Raw genomic sequence first — 22,672 nt, 5'->3', positions numbered from 1 at the left:
GATGAAGCCCGGGATGAGATGTTAGGCGTAGTAAAAAACGCAGCACTACGTGGAGAAAGCCTTCTCAGCTCTAAACAATACCAAGATCTCAAAAACGGAGGATTCTACATAGCCTCTATCGTATGGAGGTCCGATAAAACTTCAGGAAAAAGAGAGCGAGTAGAATTTTTTGCTGGATTTGAGAAACCTGAAACTGGGGAAGGTTTTAAATTCAGTATCAAAGGGTATTACAACTTTAGCAGCCTTGAATACACAAAAAGCATTAGATCATTCAAAGACGATGAAAAACGAGAGTATATTGCACTAATTGAGCAGACAGCTCAAATTGTGATCCATAACTTAAAGACAGAGCAAACCTCGTACACCAATGGCAGCCAAAAGGAAGACGAGCAATGACCAGAATAAAATGGTACAAGTTTTCCTCTAGTTTAGACGCCGAAACTTTGAACTCAAAAATCAACAAGATAAAGTTCAATCAATATTCTTCCGATGGTTTTCAAATCTCAAGTTTTCGCAAGGATAGAATCGAGGCAAGATATATCGAAAGAATTGAATATGACGAATCCCAAAAAGATCCATTTGGCGAAACCATAACCACCCGCAGAATCGTATATAGGGACACACAGTTTAAGATATTTTTTAGCAGTAACACTTTGGAAATCATCAATCCAGGAAGAAACTTAAACACATTTATAATGAAACTTGGCGAAGCTAGTGGTTTTAATTTTTCCATCGAACCCATCTCTTTGGACATTAGAAAACTCACTTATACCAATAATTTCTTAGCTTCGAATTTCCAAAACACCTCAATAAGTATCTCGCAGATAGACCTTGGCGAGGGTACCTCTGCAAAAATCACTGCAACTGGCGGATTGAACATCAAAGAAACGGTTGAGCAGTTGATCGCCGGAAGAGCCTACTACATATCGGCATTGACATTTAAATCAACCACTCGGGATTTTGTTGCGAGCTTTGTTATAACAAGAGATGGAGGGCTCAAAACCGCAGGAAAAGATTCCAACCGGCTTATAGAGTTTCTAAAATCTGAAATTTTTATTATTTGACAAGCGCTCTAATAGCAAGAGCGCTCATCACTCAAGCACGCGACGCAGTCCTTGTCACCGCGTTGATATAGCACCACAGTTTTTAGCTTAAGCATTGGACCACTTTTCTTGTAGTTTGATTGAAATTTTCGGGAGTAAGAGCATCAATAGGTGAAAAGCCTTTTAGTCGCTCATGGGGCTCACAGAGCATCCGATAAAGCGTCCAAGCATTTACATCTGGAAACCGCTCAAGCAATACGAGTACCAACTTATGCCGCAACGGATCAAGCTGCCAATCCGGAATGCGCTGACCGCGATTCCCCAGGCTCAGGGACAGCAGACGGCGAGCCTTGATATCACGGTTGATCTGATCTCGGGATTTGCCAGCCAATTTCGCGAAAACCAGTAACGGCAAATTACTAGCGGCCTCATAAATGGCAAGCATCTCGGCGCGTTCGCGCTGGATGTCAGACACGTGAGATTTATGCGGCGTTTCAGTCGGGGCCGAAAGAGGTACGACAGGCGGCTGGTGCGACACAATCAGAGCTGGTTCGTTGCTAACCGAAGCCTTGGGCGCCGAGACGGTTGTCATCGGAAAGGCGCCGTTGAATTGAATGGAATTCGTTTTCACGTTTTCCAGCGACGGCAGCGAAGCGGCCCCCTCCAATCGGATGGTAAGCGGAGAGCTTGCCGCTTTCAGCTGGCCCTGCCCCAAAGATCGAGACGATTCGCCCAGTCCTGCATCATCGTCCGGCGTTGCTCGACATACTCCGCGTGATTGTAGGCCGCACTCACCTTGTCTGGATCGGCATGAGAAAGCTGGGCATCCACCCACACCTTCGGGTATCCGATCTCGTTCAGCGCCGTCGAGATCGTCGCTCTCATGCCATGACCGGTGAGTTGATCGGCGTACCCCATCCGGCGTAACGCGCCATTCAGCGTGTTCTCACTGATACGCTTGCTCAGATCGCTTCGATGCGCAAACAAGTAGCGTTGTGCGGGGACAACCTGTTCCAGCAAGTGACGCACAATCTCCAGAGCCTGAACCGACAACGGCACGATATAAGGCGGTACACTTTGGGTCTGCTTACCTGGCTTTCGCATGGCTAGCTGGAGCTGTTTCACCACCTCCGCGGGTATCACCCACAACCGTTTCTCCAGATCGAACTGGTCGGGTGTTGCCAACCGCAATTCGCCCGTGCGGACACCGGTCAGCAGCAACAACCGAAGGCCAAGCCGAGTTTGGTTGGCGCCACCGTAGTTTCGAAGAGCAGCCATCAATGCCGGGAGCTCGTCCATACGAAGAAATGGATTATGCGTAACCGGAGGTTTGGGGAGTGCAACCACATCAAGGTCTGAAGCTGGGTTGTGTTCCAGCCCCTCGATCTTCACCAGCGCATAGCGGAACAATTGGTTGAACCAGGTCCGGCATTTTTCGGCGGTCGTTAAGGCTTTGCGCTGTTCGATCCTGCTCAGCAAATCCAGCAAATCATGACGACTGATATCGTAGATAGACCGCACACCGAGCGTGGGCAGAACGTCCTTATTGAAGATTCGCAGGATTTGCGAGAGCGTACTCTGGCGCCCTTCCTTCAGGCTCAGCCTACGGAACTCCACCCACTGATTGAACACAGCCTCAAAGGTGTGCTCTGCCGCAAAACGAACAGCACGACGCTGCTGCTTACGGTGCTCATAGGGATTGATGCCTTGGGCGACCAAGGCTCGCGCCTCGTCACGTCGGACGCGGGCTTCTTTGAGGCTGATTTGCGGATAGCTACCCAGAGACATGCGCTTCTGCACGCCCGCCCAGTAGTATCTGAAACGCCAGATTTTTCCGCCGCGAGCCGTCACGTTGAGCGCAAGCCCATCCGTGTCGCCTATCGTGTAGTCATTGCCGGTGATTCGGGCTTGCCGAACGGTAGTATCCGAGAGTGCCATAGCGAGCTCCTGAACAGAGTCAGGGCCAGATGCTCGTCTCGCTATCCAAGCTGCTCCAGCAAAAAACCGATTCAGTGCACATCCAAATCCAAGATCCTCATTCGGGACTTAAATCGGGACTTAAAAGCACTGGATGGAGCTGGATTTCAGTGGTTCCCGCTGGAACGAAAAAAGGGCCTAAAGGCCCTGATTTCAATCACTTACAGAATTCAGTGGAACTCTGCAGCGCAATATTTGGAGCGGGAAACGAGACTCGAACTCGCGACCCCGACCTTGGCAAGGTCGTGCTCTACCAACTGAGCTATTCCCGCTTGGTGATGCGCATTCTATAGAATCCCCAGCACCCGTCAACCCCTTGATTCAAAAAAGTTTATTTCTTTTCAACGGTAGTGCGCAGGTGGGGCCAGGCGGCGCGCAGGTATTGCAGCATGGACCACAGCGTCAGGCCTGCAGCGATGAGCAACAAGGCGTAGCCGGTGAGGACCCAGAACGAGAAGTCCGACGGATTGGCCAGCAGGATGACCAGCGCGAGCATTTGCGCGGCTGTTTTCCATTTGCCCATGTTCGATACGGCGACGTGGGCGCGGGCGCCGATTTCGGCCATCCATTCGCGCAGGGCCGAGACAACGATCTCGCGACCGATGATCACGGCAGCCGGCAGGGTCAGCCACAAGTTGCCATGTTCCTGCACCAAGAGCACCAGGGCCACGGCGACCATGAGTTTGTCGGCCACCGGGTCAAGGAACGCGCCAAACGGGGTGCTTTGCTCCAGGCGGCGCGCCAGGTAGCCGTCGAGCCAGTCGGTGGCGGCGGCAAAGGCGAATACCGAACTGGAGGCGACATAGCTCCATTCATACGGCAAATAGAACAGCAGGATAAAAATCGGGATAAGCAGGACGCGTAGAACGGTGATCAGATTAGGGATATTCATCGGCACAACTGGCTACGAGGTGAGAAGGCATTCTATTCGCTGTGCAGATTGGCATAAATCAATTCAGCGAGCTTTTTACTGATACCGGGTGCTTTGGCTATTTCGTCAATGCTGGCACGGGAGAGCTCCTGCAAGCCACCAAAATGTTTAAGCAAGTCGCGACGCCGCGTCGGGCCGACCCCTGCCACCCCTTCCAGGGTTGAGGTTCGGCGGGTTTTGCCGCGTCGTGCACGGTGGCCGGTAATGGCGAAGCGGTGGGCTTCGTCACGAATCTGTTGGATCAGGTGCAGCGCCGGAGAGTCGCCCTTCAAAGTGAACTCATGCGCGGCATCATTCAAGTACAACGTCTCGAAACCGGCCTTGCGCGTGGCGCCCTTGGCCACCCCGAGCAGGATCAGGTCGGGCACGGCGAGTTCATTGAGGACGTCGCGGGCCATGGACAACTGGCCCTTGCCGCCGTCCACCAAGAGGATATCGGGCAACTTGCCCTCGCCTTCCTTCAACTTGCTGAAGCGCCGCGTGAGGGCCTGGTGCATGGCGGCGTAGTCATCGCCGGCGGTAACGCCTTCGATGTTGTAACGCCGGTAGTCGGCCTTGATCGGGCCTTCAGGGCCGAACACTACGCAGGAGGCCACGGTGGCTTCGCCGCTGGAGTGGCTGATGTCGTAGCACTCCAGGCGCTGGGGCGGCTCGTCCAGGTTGAGCACTTCGGCCAGGGCTTCGAAGCGTGCGGCGACGTGCTGTCGATTGGCCAGGCGCGCGCCCAGGGCCTGTTCGGCGTTGGTCACGGCCAGCTGCTGCCAGCGGGCACGGGTGCCGCGAACGCGGTGGCTGATGTCTAGCTCGCGACCGCGCAGTTCATGGATCGCCTCGATCAGGGTCGGGAAATCCTCGTGGACCACGTTGACGATCAGCTCCGACGGCAAGTCGCGCTCAGGGCTACTCACATAATATTGGCCGAGGAACGCGGCCATCACCTCGGAGACGTCTTCATCGATCCCGGTTTGCGGGAAGAAGTTCTTGCTGCCCAGCACCCGCCCGCCACGCACGCTGATCAGGTGCACACAGGCGCCGCCCGGGTTGACGAACGCCGCGATCACGTCGACGTCGCCGGTGCCGCCTTCCATGCTCTGCTGGTCCTGGACGCGGCGCAGCAGCGATATCTGGTCGCGCAGCTCGGCAGCCTTCTCGAAATCCAGGGTGCTGGCCGCCTGCTCCATGGCCCCGGACAGTTCATCGGTCAGCGCGTTGCTGCGCCCCTCGAGGAACATCACCGAGTGACGCACATCCTCGGCGTACTCCGCCGGCTCCACCAGGCCCACACAGGGCGCCTTGCAGCGCTTGATCTGGTACTGCAGGCACGGGCGCGTACGGTTCTTGTAGAAGCTGTCTTCACACTGGCGCACAAAAAACGTCTTCTGCAGCAGGCTCAAGCTCTCGCGAATGGCGCCGGCGCTGGGGTAAGGCCCGAAATACTTGCCCTTCTGCTTCTTCGCACCCCGGTGGATGCTCAGGCGCGGGAAGGCACCATCCGACAAAAACACGTAGGGGTAGGATTTATCGTCACGCAGCAGGATGTTATACGGCGGCCGCCATTCCTTGATCAGCGTCTGCTCAAGCAGCAGCGCTTCAGTTTCATTGGCGGTAATGGTGGTTTCGACTTGGGCGATACGCGCAACCAGGGCGGCGGTTTTCGGCGCGAGACCGGTCTTGCGAAAATAGCTCGCCAGACGGTTTTTCAGGTTCTTGGCCTTGCCTACGTAGAGCAGGCGCGCCTCGCTGTCGAACATACGGTACACGCCGGGGCGGCCGCTGCAGGTCGAGAGAAAGGCACTTGGATCAAACGGTGTGGTCATGTCAGGCGCTAGCGTCCACCATGCCGTGGCGCACCGCGAGCAGGGTCAATTCAACATCACTGCTGATGGCGAGTTTCTCGAAGATGCGATAGCGGTAGGTGTTGACGGTCTTGGGCGAGAGGCACAGCTTATCGGAGATCGACTGCACCTTCTGGCAACCGACGATCATCAAGGCGATCTGGATTTCCCGCTCCGACAGCGCGTCAAACGGCGAGTCGCTGGTGGGCTGAAAGGATTTGATGGCCAGCTGCTGGGCAATCTGCGGGCTGATGTAGCGCTGGCCGGCAAATACCAGGCGAATGGCTTGCACCATTTCCGCCAGGCCGGCGCCTTTGGTGAGGTAACCCGCGGCTCCCGCCTGCAGCAGACGCGTAGGAAATGGGTCCTCTTCGCACACCGTTACTACCACAACCTTGATATCCGGATGGCTGCGCAATAATTTGGTAGTGGCGCCCAGACCGCCGATTCCCGGCATCTTGACGTCCATCAACACCACATCGGGTTTCAATTCCCGGGCCTTGATCAGAGATTCCTCCCCCGACTCGGCCTGGCCGACTACTTGCAGGCCGTCGATGTCAGCCAGCATTCGTGTAATGCCTGTACGAACGAGATCATGGTCATCGACTACTAGCACCCTAATCAAGCAGACACCTCGCGATATGGTCTTATAGGTTGCTGAACACCTTAGCAAAAAACCAGGGCGCAGACCTAGCTGCAAGCGTCATATATGTGGAGTTTGAGCGCTCGGCACGCCTCTATCGAGCGGCGAACGGCCGGATTTGCTGGGCAAAAGGTCAGGAATCCTGCGGCGCAGGCTTGGTTTTTCCATGGCGAGAAAGGGAATGCTCGGCCAGGGTCGACGTCAGGCGGCGGATTGCCTCTTGGTCTTCCTTGAACAATGCCCGGTAATCAACCAGCACTTTTTCTTCAAGCTGGCTCAGATTTTCCAGTGGAGTCGGCGTCGCGGTCCCGGTCAACACGTACAGCACATCCACGCCTCTGCTGGCCACGCGAGATAAGTAGTCGGCCTTGGGCGCGCGCCCACCGCTTTCATATTTGCCCTGGGCGTTGGCTTCCACGCCTCCGATTTCACCAAACACCTTTTGCGACAGGCCAAGTCGCTCTCTTTCTTGCCTTAAACGCGAACCGATTCCACTCATCTGGATGCATGATCCTATTTGGCACACCGCAAGAGGTGACAGGCTTATCACTTCGTTAAACAAATTAAACGGTTTTTTGAACTATGCCCGCAATGCGTACCCCTGCACAAGGCCAGGCTGAAACATCAAGGAACGGCACCGTCAACAGGATGTTGAGCGACAAACGCGCTCCATCCGCCAGAATCCGGCCTCTTCACCGACAACGCTGAACCCCGTGCGCTGATAAAGCCTTTTGGCCGGGTTGGTCTTGAACACGGTTAAACGCAACAGGCCCGGCACTTGGGCCTTGAGCGCCATCTGCTCCAGCACCCAAGTGCCCGCACCGAGCCCGCGATAGGCCTCGAGCATATGCAGTTCGCGGATATAGAGCGCGTGGCTATCACGGCTCAGGCTGATAAACCCGACAACGCAGTCATCCGCGTAAATCAGCCAGTTTTCCCGAGCAGCCCAGGCCCTATCAAAGCCATCGTCGGACCACAGCAACTGGTTTTGCACGTAATAACGATCCATCGCCCGGTGAGTCAGGGATCGTGCAAAAGGCAGGTCGTGGTCCGTCGCAGCGCGCAGGTAGAAAGGCATTTACACAGCCACCACGTGCCCAACCCAGCGCTCGCCATCGCGACGGGCAATCGCCAGCGCTTCGCCGACGCCAGGCACCGCCGCAAGCAAACGACCATCATCCGCCCATATCGCACTGCGGCCGGCACAAGCCCAGCCGCCCGACGGGCCACCATGGTTAGCCATCAACACTAGAAGGCGATGCTCGGCCGCATACCCCTGGAGCAGCGCGCTGTCCGTGGCGTAGCCGCTCTCGCTGATCAATACGCCTGCGGCATAGACCGTGGCGCCCGCCAGCGCCGCCTGGCGCGGATGACTGGCGTGGGAAAAGTCAGCGCACACAGCCAGCGCAATACGATCCTTCCCCCACTCAAGCGCCGCACCGCCCTGCCCGGCCGCAAACGTGAGTTCTTCGCCCGGATGCAGATGCTGTTTGGTGTAGACCGCCACCGAGCCGTCAGCCCCCAGCACCAAGGCGCCAATCAGTACATCCGCCCGTGGCGCCAGGCGGATCGGCATACCTACCACCGCCGTCAACTGCAGCTCCTGGGCCATCTCGCGTAATGGCATCAGCAGTGGGTCTTCAGGCGCAATGGCCAGCTTGGCTGCCAGCGCGGGCTCATAGCCGGTCAGCGACAGCTCTGGAAACACCAGCAATTGCACGCCCTGTGCAGCTGCAGCCTGCATGAACTCGAGATGTCGCGCGATGTTGGCTGCTACGTCGCCTGCGATGGAAAGGGTTTGCGCCGCAGCAAGGGTCAAGGCAGTCATGGTTGCGTCCTGGCAATCTTAAGTGCGTTCAGCATATCGACACTCCCCCCATAGCCGTAAGTCCCCCCATGCGATAGAAATTACTGATTGAATCCACCTGCGCCGCTCTAGTAAGCTCCCCGCATCATTTGGAGACATGCCATGTTGCAACTCACCCACATTCAGGTTTGCCCCGCTGCCAGCGCATCGCGCTCGGTGTCGGCTACCCGTGTGAACGGTTCGAGCGCACTGGTCAGCTTTTATTTTGGGTATTGGTTTAGCCGCTGGCGCGCCTGATACCTGAAATCGGCGCCCACTACTCAAGGGGTCGCCTGCCAGAGAAATCTAACCCCCGGTCGGCTCCCCGACCGGGGGTTTTGTTTTTTCAGGCCCTGATATTTTTTTTGATCAGCACACTTAAATAAAGGAATCACGCCATGAACACCATCACCTATTACCGTCACGACACTTGCGCTGCATGGCGATTTAGCCAGCCCCGTTCGGGACAGCCTGCCGCCTCCGACCGGTCACCTCTTGGTGGCAAGCCAACACACGTAGCCGATACGGCCAATTGTCGAACACCCCAGTAGGCCAAGCGCGCGGGAATTGCCCGCCGCTTGCCCAGGAAATCTAGAATATGAACGTCTCTGTCGCCGCTTTGCCCGTCTCCACCCTGGACAGCGCCAATGAAGCCCTGACCCAGCGCCTGCCCAGCGCCCTTGAGCTCAAGCATCAACTGCCCCTCAGCCCGTTCCTCAATGAACAGGTGCACGCCCACCGCCAAGCCGTGCGCGCCATCCTCAATGGGCATGATCCACGCTTGCTGGTGATTGTCGGCCCGTGCTCGATACACGACCCGCAATCGGCCCTGGAATACGCGCGTAACCTGAAGAAGCTGGCGCTTGAAGTCAGCGACCAAATGCTGCTGGTCATTCGCGCCTACGTCGAAAAACCGCGCACGACCATTGGCTGGAAAGGCCTGGCTTACGATCCGCACCTCGATGGCAGCGACGACATGGCCGCAGGCCTTGCGCTGTCTCGGGAACTGATGCGCGAAATGCTGCGCCTGGGCTTGCCGGTCGCCACCGAGCTGCTGCAACCCATGGCCGCCGGCTACTTCGATGACCTGCTCAGTTGGGTCGCGATTGGTGCGCGCACCACCGAATCGCAGATCCACCGCGAAATGGCCAGCGGCCTGGGCATGCCCGTTGGCTTCAAAAACGGCACCGACGGCGGCGTCGCGATTGCCTGTGACGCGATGCGCTCGGCCTCGCACCCGCACCGCCACTTCGGCGTCGACAGCCAGGGCCATCCGGCGACCATCCAGACGTCTGGCAACCCCGACACCCACCTGGTGCTGCGCGGCGGTCACCGCGGGCCAAACTACGATGCGCAGAGCGTGTCCCAAGTCAAACATGACCTGGCCAAATCCAACGTTGCGGCACGCATCATGGTCGATTGCAGCCACGCCAACAGCGGCAAAGACCCGTTGCGCCAGCCGGCGGTGTTCAGCGAGGTGCTGGAGCAACGCTTGCAAGGCGATACGTCGCTGATCGGCATGATGCTCGAAAGCCACCTGTTCGAAGGTTGCCAGCCTCTGAGCCCGTCAATGAAATACGGCGTGTCGGTAACCGATGGCTGCCTGGGTTGGGCGGGCACCGAGCAGTTGCTGCGCAGTGCCGCCGAGCGCCTTCGTGAACACAGCCATACCCAATGATTGGCCGTCATCGGGCACAAGCCACTTGGGCAGTTACGTGGGCCTAGACGCCGACCACCGGTTGGCGGGACAGCGCCCTTAGCCACGGCAAAACCCGCAAGCCGGTCATGGCCTCGGGGGGGTCGATGATGTCCATGAAATGTTCGAGATTGACGTTATCCGGTACGCCCGGCAGGCGTACCGCTACCGTCGGCATTGCGCCGGCGGGATCACCCAGGTCAAGGTTGTCGTAGATCAATACATGGCGTGCCTGAGGGTGGGGCCCAGGCGCATGAGCCGCCAGCCCCGCATTGATGATCAGCACATCGAAGGGTTCGGCCGGAATGGCGGTGAGAATCTGGACTTCTTCGAAGGTTTGCACCGGCACGATCCGGTAATACCCCAACTGGTTAAGCATCTTTTCGATGTAGAGCCGCTGCAAGTGCAGATCATCGGCAATCAGGATGGTCAGTGCTTTGTTCGGCATGGCAAGCCCCTGGGCAGGCAGCGCTCGTCAGTGAGCGTGGCCCATTTTCCAGACAAATCCCGACGACAAAATCAGGCATGTTCCCCCAGCACGTAGGACTTCTCCCAAAAGCTCCGAATGGTTGTTATCGGGATCAAGGCTGATTGCAATGGAGACTCAACCCCTCATGCAAAGCGATCATCGCCTGCGCCACCTCATCGATCGCCACCCCCAGCGCGTTGCGGTCCTGGCTTTCACAGGCTGCCTCCAGTGCTTCACAGCGAGCGATCAACACCTGTGCCTTGACCATGCGGGCACCGCCCTTGGCGCGATGGGCGAGGTCGTGCAGCCTGGCGAAGTCCGCCTTGCGCTGCAGCGTCGGCAATAGCGCCCGGTCCGCCTCGAGGCTGTCGAGCAAGGGGGTCAACAATTCGGTAAGCGCGTGATGGTCCTCGCCTGTCAACGCGATCAAGGTGCTCAAATCAAACGCTGCCGCCTCTGGGCTCAGGGCGTAAGTGGAGCGCGACGCCAGCGCCACGCGCAAATCGTCAAGCCCGGTGGGTTTGAACAGGCACCCATCCATACCGGCTTGCCGACAGCGCTCGGCCTCTTCGGGTTGTGCATTGGCGGTAAACCCCAGCAGCAGACACGGCGCCAGGCCTCGTTCACGCTCCAATACGCGGATGTCCTGTGCCAACTGGTAGCCATTCTTGAACGGCATGTTGCAGTCGGTGATGACGCCATCGAACTGCCCGGCACGCCATTGCTCGAGCCCCTGAATCCCGTCCTCGGCCGTGGTGATACGGTGGCCCAGGAAACTCAACTGCCGAGCCAGCAGCAAGCGGTTGGCCGGGTAGTCGTCCACCACCAGGATACTCAGGGCATCGGGCGGCTCTGCCGGAGGCTTTGCCGACGCCCCCTCCTGCGCCAATACAGCGGTCATGACCAAGGCCAACGTTACATCTACCCGCGAGCCCTGCCCCAGCACACTGCTCAAGTGCAGTCGCCCCCCCATCATTTCGCACAGGTTGCGGCTGATCACCAACCCCAGGCCGGAGCCGCTACGTGCCGACTGTTCGCCATTGCTGCCCTGGATAAAGGGGCTGAACAGGCGCAGCTGGTCGTGGGCGCTGATGCCAATTCCGGTGTCTTGCACCCAGAATTTCAGCTCCAGATGCTCCCCTTCGAACGCCGCATGAGCACCGAGCCTGACCTCGCCCTCGTGGGTAAACTTTATGGCGTTGCTCAGCAAATTCGACACCACCTGCTTGAAACGCAGTGGGTCAATCAGGACCACGCGGTCGATCAACGGATCAAGTTCAACCTGCAGCGCCAGCCCCTTGGCCCGCGCCAGACCTTCGAACACCCGCGCCACCGAGGTCAGTAACTCGTGCAGGTTGGCCGGTTCCAGGGCCAACGACAGATGACCGGACTCGATCCGAGCGATGTCGAGAATATCGCCGATCAACTCCAGCATGCCACGCGAAGCCTCCGACGCCACTTCCAGGGCATCCCGGTCGGCCACGCCCCGCTCGGCATTCTTCAGGGCCAGCTCGATCATGCCGATCACCGCGTTCATCGGCGTACGGATCTCGTGACTCATGGTCGCCAGGAAGGTGGTCTTGGCCCGGTTGGCGGCGTCAGCCTCGTCCTTGGCTTCTTGCAGCTGACCCAACAACTGTTGGCGCTCGCTGACGTCCACCCAACCGGCAATCATGCCCACCACTTTCTCGTCACCGTCGCGATAGGGCAGCATCCACTGGTAGATGGTCAGGGCATCGCCGTTGGGCAATTTGAGTATTCGATCATGAATCTGCGGCTCGCCTTCTGCCATCAGGCGCAGGTAATCCTGATGAAACGACTGAGCCTGGGGCAGGTTGTCGGCGTCGGTTTCGACCACGGTTTTACCAATCACGTCTTCGAGCTTATAACCGAATACGTCCAGGTAAGCGTTATTGCAGGCCATCAATCGCCCCTGCCGGTCACGCACATAAATTGGGTGCGGCGTGCCGTCGATCAACACGCTCATGAAGCGCATCTGGTCGCTCAAGGCCCGTTCGGCCTGGACGCGCTTGCGAATCAGGCTGCGCAGGTAGATGGCCCAGCTCAATGTGATGATCAGCAGTAACGCGGCCAGCCCGAACCCCTGGATGATCATGTTGCGGTGCCTGAGCCAATAACTGTCTTCGATGATCACCTCGCTGCGCCATTGAGAGATCATCTCATCCATTTCCTGCGGGGTGATGCTCAGCAGCGCTTTGTCGAGGATCGAATAAAGCTCCAACTGACTGCGGTTGACCCCGAACGTGATTCGCGCAGGCTCGGAGCCGACCGTACTGGTGATTCGCAGCCGGTCGCGGTAATACCGGGCGATCATATAGCGCGCACTGATCAGGGCGTTGACCGTCCCCTCCGCTTCGCCATTCGCCACCATCGCCATCGCCTGCTCCGCGCTCTCGACATCGATAAACACGATGCCGGGAAAGTCCCGTGAGATCGTATCGCGCAGCCCATTGCCGCTGATCATCGCCAGGCGTTTACCTATCATATCTTCCAAGGTGACCGGGCTGTGTTGATCACCTCGGGTGATCAGCACCAAGGCGTTGGTCAGGTAGGGACGGGTAAACCGCACCTTTTCGGCGCGTTCAACACTGGGGGTCACGACCGCCATCATATCCGCCGCGCCCACGTTGACCTGGTCGATCTGACGCGGTATCGAGTTGCCCCGCACCACGTCGAACTTCAAACCGGTGCGCAGGCTGATGCGCGCCAGCACCTCGGCACTCAGTCCCTCGAACTGCCCCTGGTCGTCAATGACCGACAGCGGCAGCAGTTTGTCGAGTACCGCGACCTTGACCCGTGGATGCTTGAGGAGCCAACGTTGTTCGCTGGCACTCAGGTGCAAACGACCGGCCCCGACAATCCCGAGGTTGCCGCCGCTCCAGCGGCGCAATATTTCCATCTGCTCACCGGCGGGAATTGCCTCCAGCGCAGCATTGATGATCGGCGGCAACCGCGTATTCCGCTGGGTGAACGCAAAGGCAAACGGGTTGACTTCAAGGGTTGAAAAATCCGCCATGCGTACAACATTGAGCTGGTTTCGGTGGATCAGGTAATTGGTGCTGATAGCATCGCCCAGATACACATCGGCGCGGCCGAACGCCACGGCGCCCATGGCCTCGAAGGCCGAAGAAAACAACTCTACCTGGGCATGGGGGTAAAACGCCCGCACCACTTCAGGTTGGAGATAGTGATAGAGCATCGCCACGCGCTTGCCCGCCAAGTCCTCGGTCAGCGCCTGGCTATCGCTGGTGCGGGTCACCAGAGTGGGTTGGTCATTGGCGTAGGAACGGGACAGGACCAGTTGCGGGTCGGCCGCTTCATAGCCATTGGCCGAGCCGAGGAAGTCCACATCACCCCGCTTGAGGGCTTCAATCACTTCATCTCGAGTTTCGTAACACCGGACCTCAATGGGAATATTCAGGGCCTGGCTGATCAGCGCTGCAAAGTCGGCGGTGATGCCTTCGAGTTCTTCACGGTTATTGGTCAGGTCAAACGGGGCGTAATCAGGAGCGGACACCCCCATCAGCAATGTGCGCCGTTCGCGCAACCAGCTCCAGTCAGCCTCTTGCAGCGTGACGGTCGGAGGGGTGATACGGGAGTGGCCCAATAGCCGCAAGACATTGGGCTCATCAAGCGCCATCGCGACCATGGGCAACAGGCTCAACCAGAGGATCGTGGCGAACCGCTTGAACGCGATGGCGGTCATTTCAAATCAGATCAGATGATTGCGCTGGGCAAATTTGGACAGATGCACCACTGAGGACATACGTAATTTCTCCTTGAGGCGAGTCTTGTAGGTGCTGATCGTCTTGTGGCTCAACAGCATGTCTTCGGCAATTTCCTTGTTGCCCAGCCCCAGGGCCAGTTTCTGCAACACAGTCAGTTCACGGTCCGACAAGCATTCGATCATCTGCCGTTCTGTTTCTTGCAGATCGTCACGGCGTACCGAGCTGGTCGGCAGGCTGGGGAAACAGCTGTAGCCGGACTGGATCGCTCTGATGGCCTTTTGCAGTTCGTCCAGCTCGCCGGTCTTGGCCACGAACCCCATGGCTCCGGCCCGCATGCAACGGGTGGAAAAGAATACGGCCAGGTAAGAGGTCAGCACCAGGATCCTGCACGGCAGGCCCAGGGACTTGATCCGACAGATAACTTCCAACCCACCCAGCTTGGGCATCGCCAGGTCGAGGATGATCAGTTCGGGACGTTGCTCCCGCGCCAATTGCATTGCATCTGCACCGTCACCCGCCTGATAAATGTCATCGAATCCTTCCAACTTCAGCAAATGCTTGACCGTCGCACGTATAAACGGATGGTCATCCACGATTAATGCCTTGCTCATACACACCCCTTGGCGGTCAACGTACCCTTACAGATCAAATGGGACCTCGTCACCTGTGAGAAATGACAGTTCCGACCAACGGTACTGCAAACTCTCAGGACGATAACCACTCACAGCCAGGCCCCTCGCATTGAAACATCACGAGCAATAACGGCTGGAAGAGAACGAGCGTCCAGCCGTAAGTGCCCAACCTTAACAATGCAATGACGTTTTGATTGAAGGGATATTCCTGACTATCTGTAGGATTTTTCCTCCACAAAAAAGCTTAGCCGACGTTGCTCGACGGGGTTGCGCACAGGCAGGTCAGTCGGTGGTACTTGGGCTCCAGAACGCCTGCACCACCAGGCTGGAGGTGGAAATACGCGCCACCAACGCATCCAGCTCGTCACCGTCGACCGACGTCGCGGCCAGGGTGGCCTCGATTTCAACTTCTTCGCTGCCGAACGGCCTTACGTCGACATCACTGGCCGGGTAGTTGCATCGCGCCAGCTCGGCTTCCAGCAGCACCATGACCGCCTGTTGCTGGCTGCGCCGCGCGATGACATAGAGGATGTTGGTGACCTCGGCCGACACCACGTCCAGAGGCTGGCGGTTGATGTTGTTGACGATCGGCCGCAGCAACGTATTGGCGGCCAGTACGAACAGCGTCCCCAGCAACGCCTCGAGGATCAGGTCGGCCCCCGCACAGGCTCCCACTGCGGCCGACGCCCAGAGGGTGGCGGCTGTGTTGAGCCCGCGCACATTGCCCTCTTCACGCATGATCACCCCGGCCCCCAGGAAGCCGATGCCCGACACCACATACGCGACCACGCGCACCGCGCCTTCCGCACCGCCCAGGCGATTGGCCATGTCGACAAAGATCGCTGCGCCGACCGCCACCAGCACATTGGTGCGCAAGCCTGCGGTGCGTTGGCGGTACTGGCGCTCGAAGCCGATCAAGCCGCCGAGGAGGAACGCCGCCGTGAGGCTGACAACGGTATCCACCAGAGAGTCGAGGTTGATGTTATTGATTGCCTGCATAAAAAAACCTCCATGACTGCTGCGGCAACTACTGCCAGCCAAACTTGCGGATGTAGTAGCCCTTCACTGCCTGGGTCAGTGCCATGTATGCCAGCAAGATCAAGGGCAGGAACACGAAGTACAGCGACGGCAGCGCCTGCAATTTGAAGTAATGCGCCAGTGGCCCCATCGGCAGGAAGATCCCGACCGCCATGATCACGCCCGTCATCACCATCAACGGCATCGCCGCACGGCTTTGCAGGAACGGGATTTTCGGGGTGCGGATCATGTGCACGATCAACGTCTGGGTGAGCAGCCCCACCACGAACCAGCCCGACTGGAACAGGGTCTGGTGGTCCGGCGTGTTGGCATCGAACACGTACCACATGAGCGCGAACGTGGTGATGTCAAAGATCGAGCTGATCGGCCCGAAGAACAGCATGAAGCGGCCCACATCTGCCGGCTGCCAGCGTTGCGGCTTGGCGAGCATCTCCTCGTCGACGTTGTCAAACGGAATCGCGATCTGCGAGATGTCATACAGCAGGTTCTGCACCAGCAGGTGCATCGGCAGCATTGGCAGAAACGGGATAAACGCGCTCGCCACCAGCACCGAGAACACGTTGCCGAAGTTGGAGCTGGCGGTCATCTTGATGTACTTGAGCATGTTGGCGAAGGTGCGGCGGCCTTCCAGCACGCCCTCCTCCAGGATCATCAGGCTCTTTTCCAGCAGGATGATGTCAGCGGCTTCCTTGGCGATGTCTACTGCGCTGTCCACCGAAATGCCGATATCCGCCGTACGCAGTGCCGGTGCATCGTTGATGCCGTCCCCCATGAACCCGACCACATGCCCATTGGCCTTGAGCAGGCGCACGATGCGCTCCTTGTGGCTGGGCGTGAGCTTGGCGAACACATTGGTGGTTTCCACGGCCTGGGCGAGCTCGGCATCGGTCATGTCCTCGATGTCGTTGCCCATCAGCAGCCCTTGCTGCTCCAGGCCGACTTCACGGCAGATTTTTGCGGTGACCCGTTCGTTGTCGCCCGTCAGCACTTTGACCGCTACGCCATGGGCCTTCAGGGCCTTGAGCGCAGGCGCGGTGCTTTCCTTGGGTGGGTCGAGGAAGGCCACATAGCCGATCAGGGTCAGGTTGTTTTCATCCGCCAGGCTGTAGGTGTCGCGACCTGGCGCCATCGGTTGCGCGGCCACGGCCACCACACGCAGGCCCTCATCATTGAACGCTGCGGTCACCTGGCGAATGCGTGCCAACAGCTCGTCCGTCAACGCCTCGTTGACCTCGCCGTGGCGCACGGTGCTGCACACCGCCAAAATCTCCTCCACCGCGCCTTTGCAGATCAGCAGATGCGGCTGGTCCTGCTCCGCCACCACTACCGACATGCGACGCCGATTGAAGTCGAATGGAATCTCATCGACCTTCTGGAACGCGGTACCGACCTTTAAGTCACGATGGATTTCGACGTGCTCAAGCACGGCCACATCCAGCAGGTTTTTCAGGCCGGTCTGGTAGTAGCTGTTGAGGTAGGCCATTTCCAGTACATCCTCGGATTCCTGGCCCCACACATCCACATGTCGCGCCAGGAAAATCCTGTCCTGGGTCAGCGTGCCGGTCTTGTCGGTGCACAACACATCCATGGCGCCGAAATTCTGGATCGCGTCGAGGCGCTTGACGATGACCTTCTTGCGCGACAGGAACACCGCGCCCTTGGCCAACGTCGAGGTGACGATCATCGGCAGCATTTCCGGGGTAAGGCCCACGGCAATCGACAGCGCGAACAGCAAGGCTTCAGTCCAGTCACCCTTGGTGAACCCGTTGATGAACAACACCAGCGGGGCCATCACGAACATGAAACGGATCAACAGCCAGCTGACCTTGTTGACTCCCTGCTGGAACGAGGTGGTGGCACGGTCGGTCGCCGTGACGCGTTGCGCCAGGGCGCCGAAGTAAGTGTGATTGCCGGTGGCGAGAATCACCGCCGTGGCGGCGCCGGACACCACGTTGGTGCCCATGAACAGGATGTTTTCCAAGTCCAGCGGGTTGCGAACCTGGGCATCCTGTTGCTGGACGAACTTCTCCACCGGCATCGATTCACCGGTCATCGCCGCCTGACTGACAAACAGGTCCTTGGCACTGAGTACGCGGCAATCAGCAGGAATCATGTCGCCGGCCGACAACACGATCAGATCGCCCGGTACCAGTTGCTTGATCGGCAGTTCGAGGCGCTTGGCCGCATCCCGGCGCAACACTGTGGCCGTGTTGCTGACCATGGCCTTCAAGGCGTCGGCAGCCTTGTTCGACTTGGCCTCCTGCCAGAAACGCAACAGGGTCGACAGCACCACCATGGAGAAAATCACCAAAGCGGCCTTCATGTCGTCGGTCAGCCAGGAGATCACCGCCAGCAACGTCAGCAGCAGGTTGAACGGGTTTTTATAGCAGTGCCACACGTGCACCCACCAAGGCAGCGGCTGCTCGTGCTCGACTTCATTGAGCCCGTATTGCCCGCGCAACGCGTCGGCCTCTTGGGCGTTCAAACCCTCGGCGTGGCTGCCCAGCATGCCCAGCAACTGCACGGCACTGCCGTTGGCTGCGGCCACAAGGGTTTGCGCAAGGCTAGGCGGTACTTCGCGGCTGACACTGGCGTCGGTCACGGTCTCCAGCATCGTCAGGCGCCGAAAATGCCGGGCGATATGCCGGGTCCGCAGAAAACCGGCGAAGAACTCTTTGAGCAGCGTGAGGTTCATGGTGTTACTCCTGCGCGATGAAAAACCCTCGTGCAGGTACCGCCCATCCGCACCGCGCCTGCCGAACAGGCGCAGCCGAACCTGGCCCGCCCACCGTAAAAGGCAGGCGCGTCCGTAGCCTCCCGAGGCAACTCGGGTGCTGGTCAGCGTCGATGAGAGGGATCAGGCAGGCGCCAGGAATGGCTGCTGCCGGGATGCCGCTTCTCGCTTTTCTGGCGAGACAACGGCATCGAAAAAATGCGCGTTACCTTGCCAAGTATGTGCCGGTTACTGAAACCGGCCGACTACTGTCACTCGAACAAGTACCCACTGAGGGTCTCCGCTATTGATGAAAACGCGCGAAGCTTACGCCGCGATTTATGCAGAGTAAACCGTAGGAAAGTTTCCACATGATGAATAAGAAATTTCTTCAGGATGGGTTCAGGAACCCCTTTCTCGACCACACCAATGAGCAATGTGGGAGGGGGCTTGCTCCCGATGGCAGTGTGTCAGCTACTAATTCATGCCTGACACTCTGCATTCGCAGGCAAGCCCACAACATGGGATCGGTGTAAGTTCCAGGCTAAGGAGCACCGGGACGGTCGCGCTCGACCAAGGCCAGATAGGCGTCAATACCCTTTTCGGCAATCGGCTTGACCTGAATCAGCACCCTATTCACCTGCCGCCCCATTGCAATTCCCTCTCGAATGCGCACCGTCACATACCCCAGCCTGGGCCAAAAACGCTCGGCCTTAGTATTGCCAACCACAACCGTCAACCGCAGCCAGTGGGCACCCTTCCCCACCGCCCATGCCTGGAGGTCCGCGTGCAGCCGCTGCGCCAGCCCACTGCTATGCCAACGTGTATGCACCATCAACAATCCGATATGCCACACTCCGACGGCAAGCAAATCTGCGGCAATATTCACCACGGCGACCAATTGGTTTTGCGCATCGCGGTAACCCAGCCAGTACATACGGCTGCAATGCCAGCCTGCGGGCAATTGGCCGTTTAGCTCTTCCCGAGCCTCAATCGGGGTAGCGGGTTCGCCGTTAACCGCCTTGAAGTAATCCGGCGCTTGTTCAAAAAAATCTTGCAGCTCAGCCTCGTCACAACCAAGTAGCTCAACCACCCGAATGCCTTCGAGGGTGCACCTGGGCAACACATGTGGATTAACGTCCATATTCAATCCTTTCAATCATCCCGCGTCAGCACTTCCAGCAATTCAATCTCGAAACGCAGGTTGCTGTTTGGCTTGATATGCGCACCCATCGAGCGCTCGCCGTAGGCCAGGTGCGCCGGTACATACAACGTGCGTATACCGCCAACCTGCATGCCCATCAATCCCTGGTCCCAACCCTTGATCACCCGACCTGTACCAATCACGCACTGAAACGGTTTGCCCCGCTCCCAAGACGAATCGAACACCGTGCCGTCTTCCAGGGTGCCGGTGTATTGAGTGGTGATCAGCGCGCCCTTGACCACGGCTTTGCCGTCGCCCAGGCGGATGTCGGTGATCTGCAATTCGTCGTTGCTCATGGGGCTCTCATTGAAGGCGTGAAAGGCTGCGGTTTTCCCAGAACCGGGTGGGTTTTGCAAGTGTCATGACCACGCGATCCAATGTGGGAGGGGGCTTGCTCCCGATAGCGGTGCATCAGTCACCCCATCATTGACTGACACCCTGCTATCGAGGGCAAGCCCCCTCCCACATTTCGATCTGCATGCATCCAGTAATCGGCGTTTATAACCAATGCCAGAACCGGCTCCAAAACCCTCGCCCCAATTCATCCTTGCACCCGGCATATTGCCGCGCATACATCTGCGAACGGGCCTGCACTTTGCTCGCCACCGGCGGCAGCCAGGCTTTGCTGGCATAGGTGCGCTGACGATAACCACCCCAGCCTTCGTGGTAGTTCAGGTATTGGCCGTAGGCGTCGTATTTATAGACACCGTTGATGCTGTAGGTCTTGTCCATGTACCAACCGATAAAGTCGATGGCGTCGTCGAAATCCTCGCGATCGGCGCCGCTGCGGCCGGTGCTTTTGCGGTAGTCATTCCACACTTCATCCTTGGCCTGGGCATAGCCGGACGCGGTGGACACGCGCCCCCAGGGGATGATCCACAACAGGTATTTACGCGGCGTCTTGGCGTCGTAGCGAAAGCCCGACTCCTGATACATGATCGCGAAGGGCACCTGGATCGGCACACCCCAGCGTTTTTGCGTGACCTTGGCCGCGTCGTACCAGTCATCCTTTTCGCGAAAGATGCCGCAGATATCATTGGGCGTGCGTGGCGGCGAGGTGCCGCACGCCGCCAGCAGGGAAGAGAGTAGTAACAGTCCGACGGTTTTGCTTGCGCTCAAAGGGCACCCTTGCGTGAAACGCGTGAAATCCCGGCATTTTACGCACTCATACAGGCGGCGTCCCTACTGCAAACCATATCAAGCGAATGGCACGCGATGGGGCCCATATGCACTACCCTGCCTGGTCCATTCGCACTCCCACTCAGTCAACTTCTCTGCACTATCCTGAACCGGGGATGTCGTAAAACCCATGCGTCCACACCTTGGAGAACCTATGACACAGGATGTTCTTGCCAAAGAAACCAACCGCCGCCAACTGCAGCAAATCATCTCCGGGTTGTCCGACGGCGTGATCCTGGCCGAGGTCGACCAGACCATTCTCTGGGCCAACGAAGCCGCATTGACCATGCACGGCGTCACCGACGTCATGGGGCTGGGCGCCAACGGGCAGGAATACGCCGAGCGCTTCACCTTGCGTTATCGCAATTACCACCCGTTGCAGTTGGATAACTACCCCCTGGCCCGCGCGGCGGCGGGTGATGAGTTCAGCGACGTGATCGTGGAGGTCATTCCTACGGCCGATGAAGAAAAGACCTGGGTCCACCGCCTGCGCAGCCTGGTGATTACCGACTCGCACGGCGAGCCGGAACTGTTGGTGCTGATCCTCAGTGACGCCACCGAATGGGCGAGCGCCGAGCAGCGTTTCGAGAAAACCTTCAACGCCAACCCCGCGCCCGCCGTGATCTGCCGCCTCAGCGACCTGCGCTACATCAAGGTCAATCAGGGCTTCCTGGAGATGACCGGCTACAACCGCGACCAGGTCATCGGTAAATCCGTGTATGAACTGGACGTGCTCGAACAGGCCGAACGCAAGGACTTGGCCATTGAGCGGCTGGGGCAAGGCTCGACCATTCCACAGATGCAGGCAGAGCTGCGACTGCCCGAAGGCGGCAGCAAGCTGGTGATTGTCGCCGGCCAGCCCCTGGACATGAACGAAGAGGATTGCATGCTGTTTTCGTTCATGGACCTGGAGCCGCGACGCAAAGCGGAAATTGCCCTGCGCCAGAGTGAAGAACGCTTCGCCAAGTCCTTCCGCCTGACGCCCGTGCCAACCCTGGTGTGCAACGCCGCCAATCGCCAGGTGGTGGATATCAACGAAGCGTTCATGAGTATCACCGGCTATATCAGTGAAGAATTGATCGGCAAATCCATCGAAGACATCGACTTCATCGACAGCCCCCAGGCCGGCGCCCAGTTGTTCGCGACCCTGGAGAAAGCCGGAAACCTGGAAGGTCATGACCTCAAAGTGCGCAAGAAAGGCGATGAAGTGATCGACTGCGTGGTGTCTGCCGACACCGTGATCATCCAGGACATGCCGTGCTACCTGCTGGTATTCATGAACATCACCGAACGTAAACGCTCGGAGCTGGAACTGGTGGCAGCCATCGAGGAAGTCATGCAGGACGCGTCCTGGTTCAGCCAGACCCTGATCGAAAAACTCGCCAATGCCAAAAGCGTCAACAGCCCTAACCTGCCGAACGTTTCCTTCACCGACCTCACCGCCCGTGAGCGCGACGTGTTGGGGTTGATCTGCGAGGGCCTGGCCGACAAGGAGATCGCCTCGCGCCTGAAGCTGGCACCCAACACCGTGCGCAACCACGTAGCGACGGTGTACTCCAAGCTGGGCGTGCACAGCCGTAGTACGGCCATCGTCTGGGCCCGCGAACGCGGGCTGTTTGCCGGTGAAGTACGGATAAAGAACAAGCGTTAAGAGTGCAAATGCACTAGTGCAGCTAGTGCTAATTCGCCTTATGAGACAGCGGGCTAATCAATAACC

The 22,672-nt window shown here is 58.3% G+C and carries 19 protein-coding genes, 1 tRNA gene and 1 pseudogene; 5 read left to right on the top strand and 16 right to left on the bottom strand.

From position 1 onward, the window contains the following. The first annotated feature begins 18 nt into the window (after positions 1–18). A complete protein-coding gene (locus C4J90_RS09530; protein ID WP_124403689.1) occupies positions 19–396 on the top strand; it encodes a hypothetical protein in 378 nt (125 codons plus the stop codon). After that, positions 393–1,064, top strand: coding sequence for a hypothetical protein (locus C4J90_RS09525; protein ID WP_124403688.1), 672 nt, complete (start codon positions 393–395; stop codon positions 1,062–1,064). Before C4J90_RS09530 ends, C4J90_RS09525 begins: the two co-directional genes overlap by 4 nt. A gap of 82 nt (positions 1,065–1,146) precedes the next feature. Here the strand turns inward: C4J90_RS09525 and C4J90_RS09520 are convergent. The 8 genes and pseudogenes from C4J90_RS09520 to C4J90_RS09485 all read right to left on the bottom strand — a co-directional run bounded on the left by C4J90_RS09520 (position 1,147) and on the right by C4J90_RS09485 (position 8,257). Beyond that, a pseudogene (locus C4J90_RS09520) lies at positions 1,147–2,981 on the bottom strand (tyrosine-type recombinase/integrase). Between the two features lie 235 nt (positions 2,982–3,216). Further along, positions 3,217–3,292 (bottom strand) — tRNA-Gly (locus tag C4J90_RS09515). Positions 3,293–3,351: 59 nt separating this feature from the next. Next, complete coding sequence (pgsA, locus tag C4J90_RS09510; protein WP_034119069.1) at positions 3,352–3,912, bottom strand: CDP-diacylglycerol--glycerol-3-phosphate 3-phosphatidyltransferase; 561 nt, start codon at positions 3,910–3,912, stop codon at positions 3,352–3,354. 32 nt (positions 3,913–3,944) lie between these two features. Then, positions 3,945–5,768, bottom strand: a complete 1,824-nt coding sequence (uvrC, locus tag C4J90_RS09505; protein WP_124362155.1) for an excinuclease ABC subunit UvrC — start codon at positions 5,766–5,768, stop codon at positions 3,945–3,947. A 1-nt stretch (position 5,769) separates the two neighbouring features. After that, positions 5,770–6,411, bottom strand: a complete 642-nt coding sequence (gene uvrY / locus C4J90_RS09500; RefSeq protein WP_017530522.1) for a UvrY/SirA/GacA family response regulator transcription factor — start codon at positions 6,409–6,411, stop codon at positions 5,770–5,772. A 151-nt stretch (positions 6,412–6,562) separates the two neighbouring features. Further along, positions 6,563–6,928, bottom strand: coding sequence for a helix-turn-helix domain-containing protein (locus C4J90_RS09495; RefSeq protein ID WP_124366573.1), 366 nt, complete (start codon positions 6,926–6,928; stop codon positions 6,563–6,565). A gap of 141 nt (positions 6,929–7,069) precedes the next feature. After that, entirely contained in the window at positions 7,070–7,507 is a 438-nt protein-coding gene (locus C4J90_RS09490; protein WP_124414350.1) for a GNAT family N-acetyltransferase, read from the bottom strand. After that, positions 7,508–8,257: a carbon-nitrogen hydrolase family protein gene (locus C4J90_RS09485; protein WP_124419693.1), complete on the bottom strand. Its 750-nt coding sequence runs from the start codon at positions 8,255–8,257 to the stop codon at positions 7,508–7,510. A 141-nt stretch (positions 8,258–8,398) separates the two neighbouring features. On the opposite strand from C4J90_RS09485, the gene C4J90_RS27055 reads away from it, so the two are divergent. Next, the gene (locus C4J90_RS27055; RefSeq protein WP_256658946.1) at positions 8,399–8,533 is read left to right on the top strand and encodes a hypothetical protein; all 135 of its coding nucleotides are present in this window, start codon (positions 8,399–8,401) and stop codon (positions 8,531–8,533) included. Positions 8,534–8,873: 340 nt separating this feature from the next. Continuing rightward, a complete protein-coding gene (locus C4J90_RS09480; protein WP_124419692.1) occupies positions 8,874–9,953 on the top strand; it encodes a 3-deoxy-7-phosphoheptulonate synthase in 1,080 nt (359 codons plus the stop codon). Positions 9,954–9,996: 43 nt separating this feature from the next. On the opposite strand, the gene C4J90_RS09475 is transcribed toward C4J90_RS09480, so the two are convergent. From C4J90_RS09475 to C4J90_RS09440, 8 genes are all read right to left on the bottom strand, one after another. Continuing rightward, positions 9,997–10,419 (bottom strand): chemotaxis protein CheY, encoded by a 423-nt coding sequence (locus tag C4J90_RS09475; protein ID WP_124419691.1) that lies wholly within the window; start codon positions 10,417–10,419, stop codon positions 9,997–9,999. A 133-nt stretch (positions 10,420–10,552) separates the two neighbouring features. Beyond that, on the bottom strand, positions 10,553–14,167 hold the full coding sequence (locus C4J90_RS09470; protein WP_124419690.1) for a transporter substrate-binding domain-containing protein: 3,615 nt from the start codon (positions 14,165–14,167) through the stop codon (positions 10,553–10,555). Positions 14,168–14,173: 6 nt separating this feature from the next. Next, positions 14,174–14,800, bottom strand: a complete 627-nt coding sequence (locus C4J90_RS09465; RefSeq protein WP_124362148.1) for a response regulator transcription factor — start codon at positions 14,798–14,800, stop codon at positions 14,174–14,176. 303 nt (positions 14,801–15,103) lie between these two features. Beyond that, the gene (locus tag C4J90_RS09460; RefSeq protein ID WP_124362147.1) at positions 15,104–15,820 is read right to left on the bottom strand and encodes an MgtC/SapB family protein; all 717 of its coding nucleotides are present in this window, start codon (positions 15,818–15,820) and stop codon (positions 15,104–15,106) included. Between the two features lie 28 nt (positions 15,821–15,848). Continuing rightward, on the bottom strand, positions 15,849–18,554 hold the full coding sequence (gene mgtA / locus C4J90_RS09455) for a magnesium-translocating P-type ATPase (protein ID WP_124419689.1): 2,706 nt from the start codon (positions 18,552–18,554) through the stop codon (positions 15,849–15,851). A 562-nt stretch (positions 18,555–19,116) separates the two neighbouring features. Beyond that, positions 19,117–19,716, bottom strand: a complete 600-nt coding sequence (locus tag C4J90_RS09450) for a GNAT family N-acetyltransferase (RefSeq protein ID WP_124419688.1) — start codon at positions 19,714–19,716, stop codon at positions 19,117–19,119. An 11-nt stretch (positions 19,717–19,727) separates the two neighbouring features. Then, positions 19,728–20,072, bottom strand: a complete 345-nt coding sequence (locus tag C4J90_RS09445) for an FKBP-type peptidyl-prolyl cis-trans isomerase (RefSeq protein WP_124366566.1) — start codon at positions 20,070–20,072, stop codon at positions 19,728–19,730. A gap of 202 nt (positions 20,073–20,274) precedes the next feature. Then, the gene (locus tag C4J90_RS09440) at positions 20,275–20,895 is read right to left on the bottom strand and encodes a hypothetical protein (protein ID WP_124419687.1); all 621 of its coding nucleotides are present in this window, start codon (positions 20,893–20,895) and stop codon (positions 20,275–20,277) included. Positions 20,896–21,109: 214 nt separating this feature from the next. Here C4J90_RS09440 and C4J90_RS09435 point away from each other — a divergent pair, with 214 nt between their 5' ends. Next, positions 21,110–22,606, top strand: coding sequence for a helix-turn-helix transcriptional regulator (locus C4J90_RS09435; protein ID WP_124362142.1), 1,497 nt, complete (start codon positions 21,110–21,112; stop codon positions 22,604–22,606). The last annotated feature ends 66 nt before the right edge of the window (positions 22,607–22,672 follow it).

Origin of the sequence: Pseudomonas sp. R2-60-08W, assembly GCF_003852335.1 — a bacterium.
Lineage (GTDB): Bacteria > Pseudomonadota > Gammaproteobacteria > Pseudomonadales > Pseudomonadaceae > Aquipseudomonas.
Note: the sequence above shows the minus strand (reverse complement) of the source record. Positions and strands in the feature narration are given on the sequence as shown.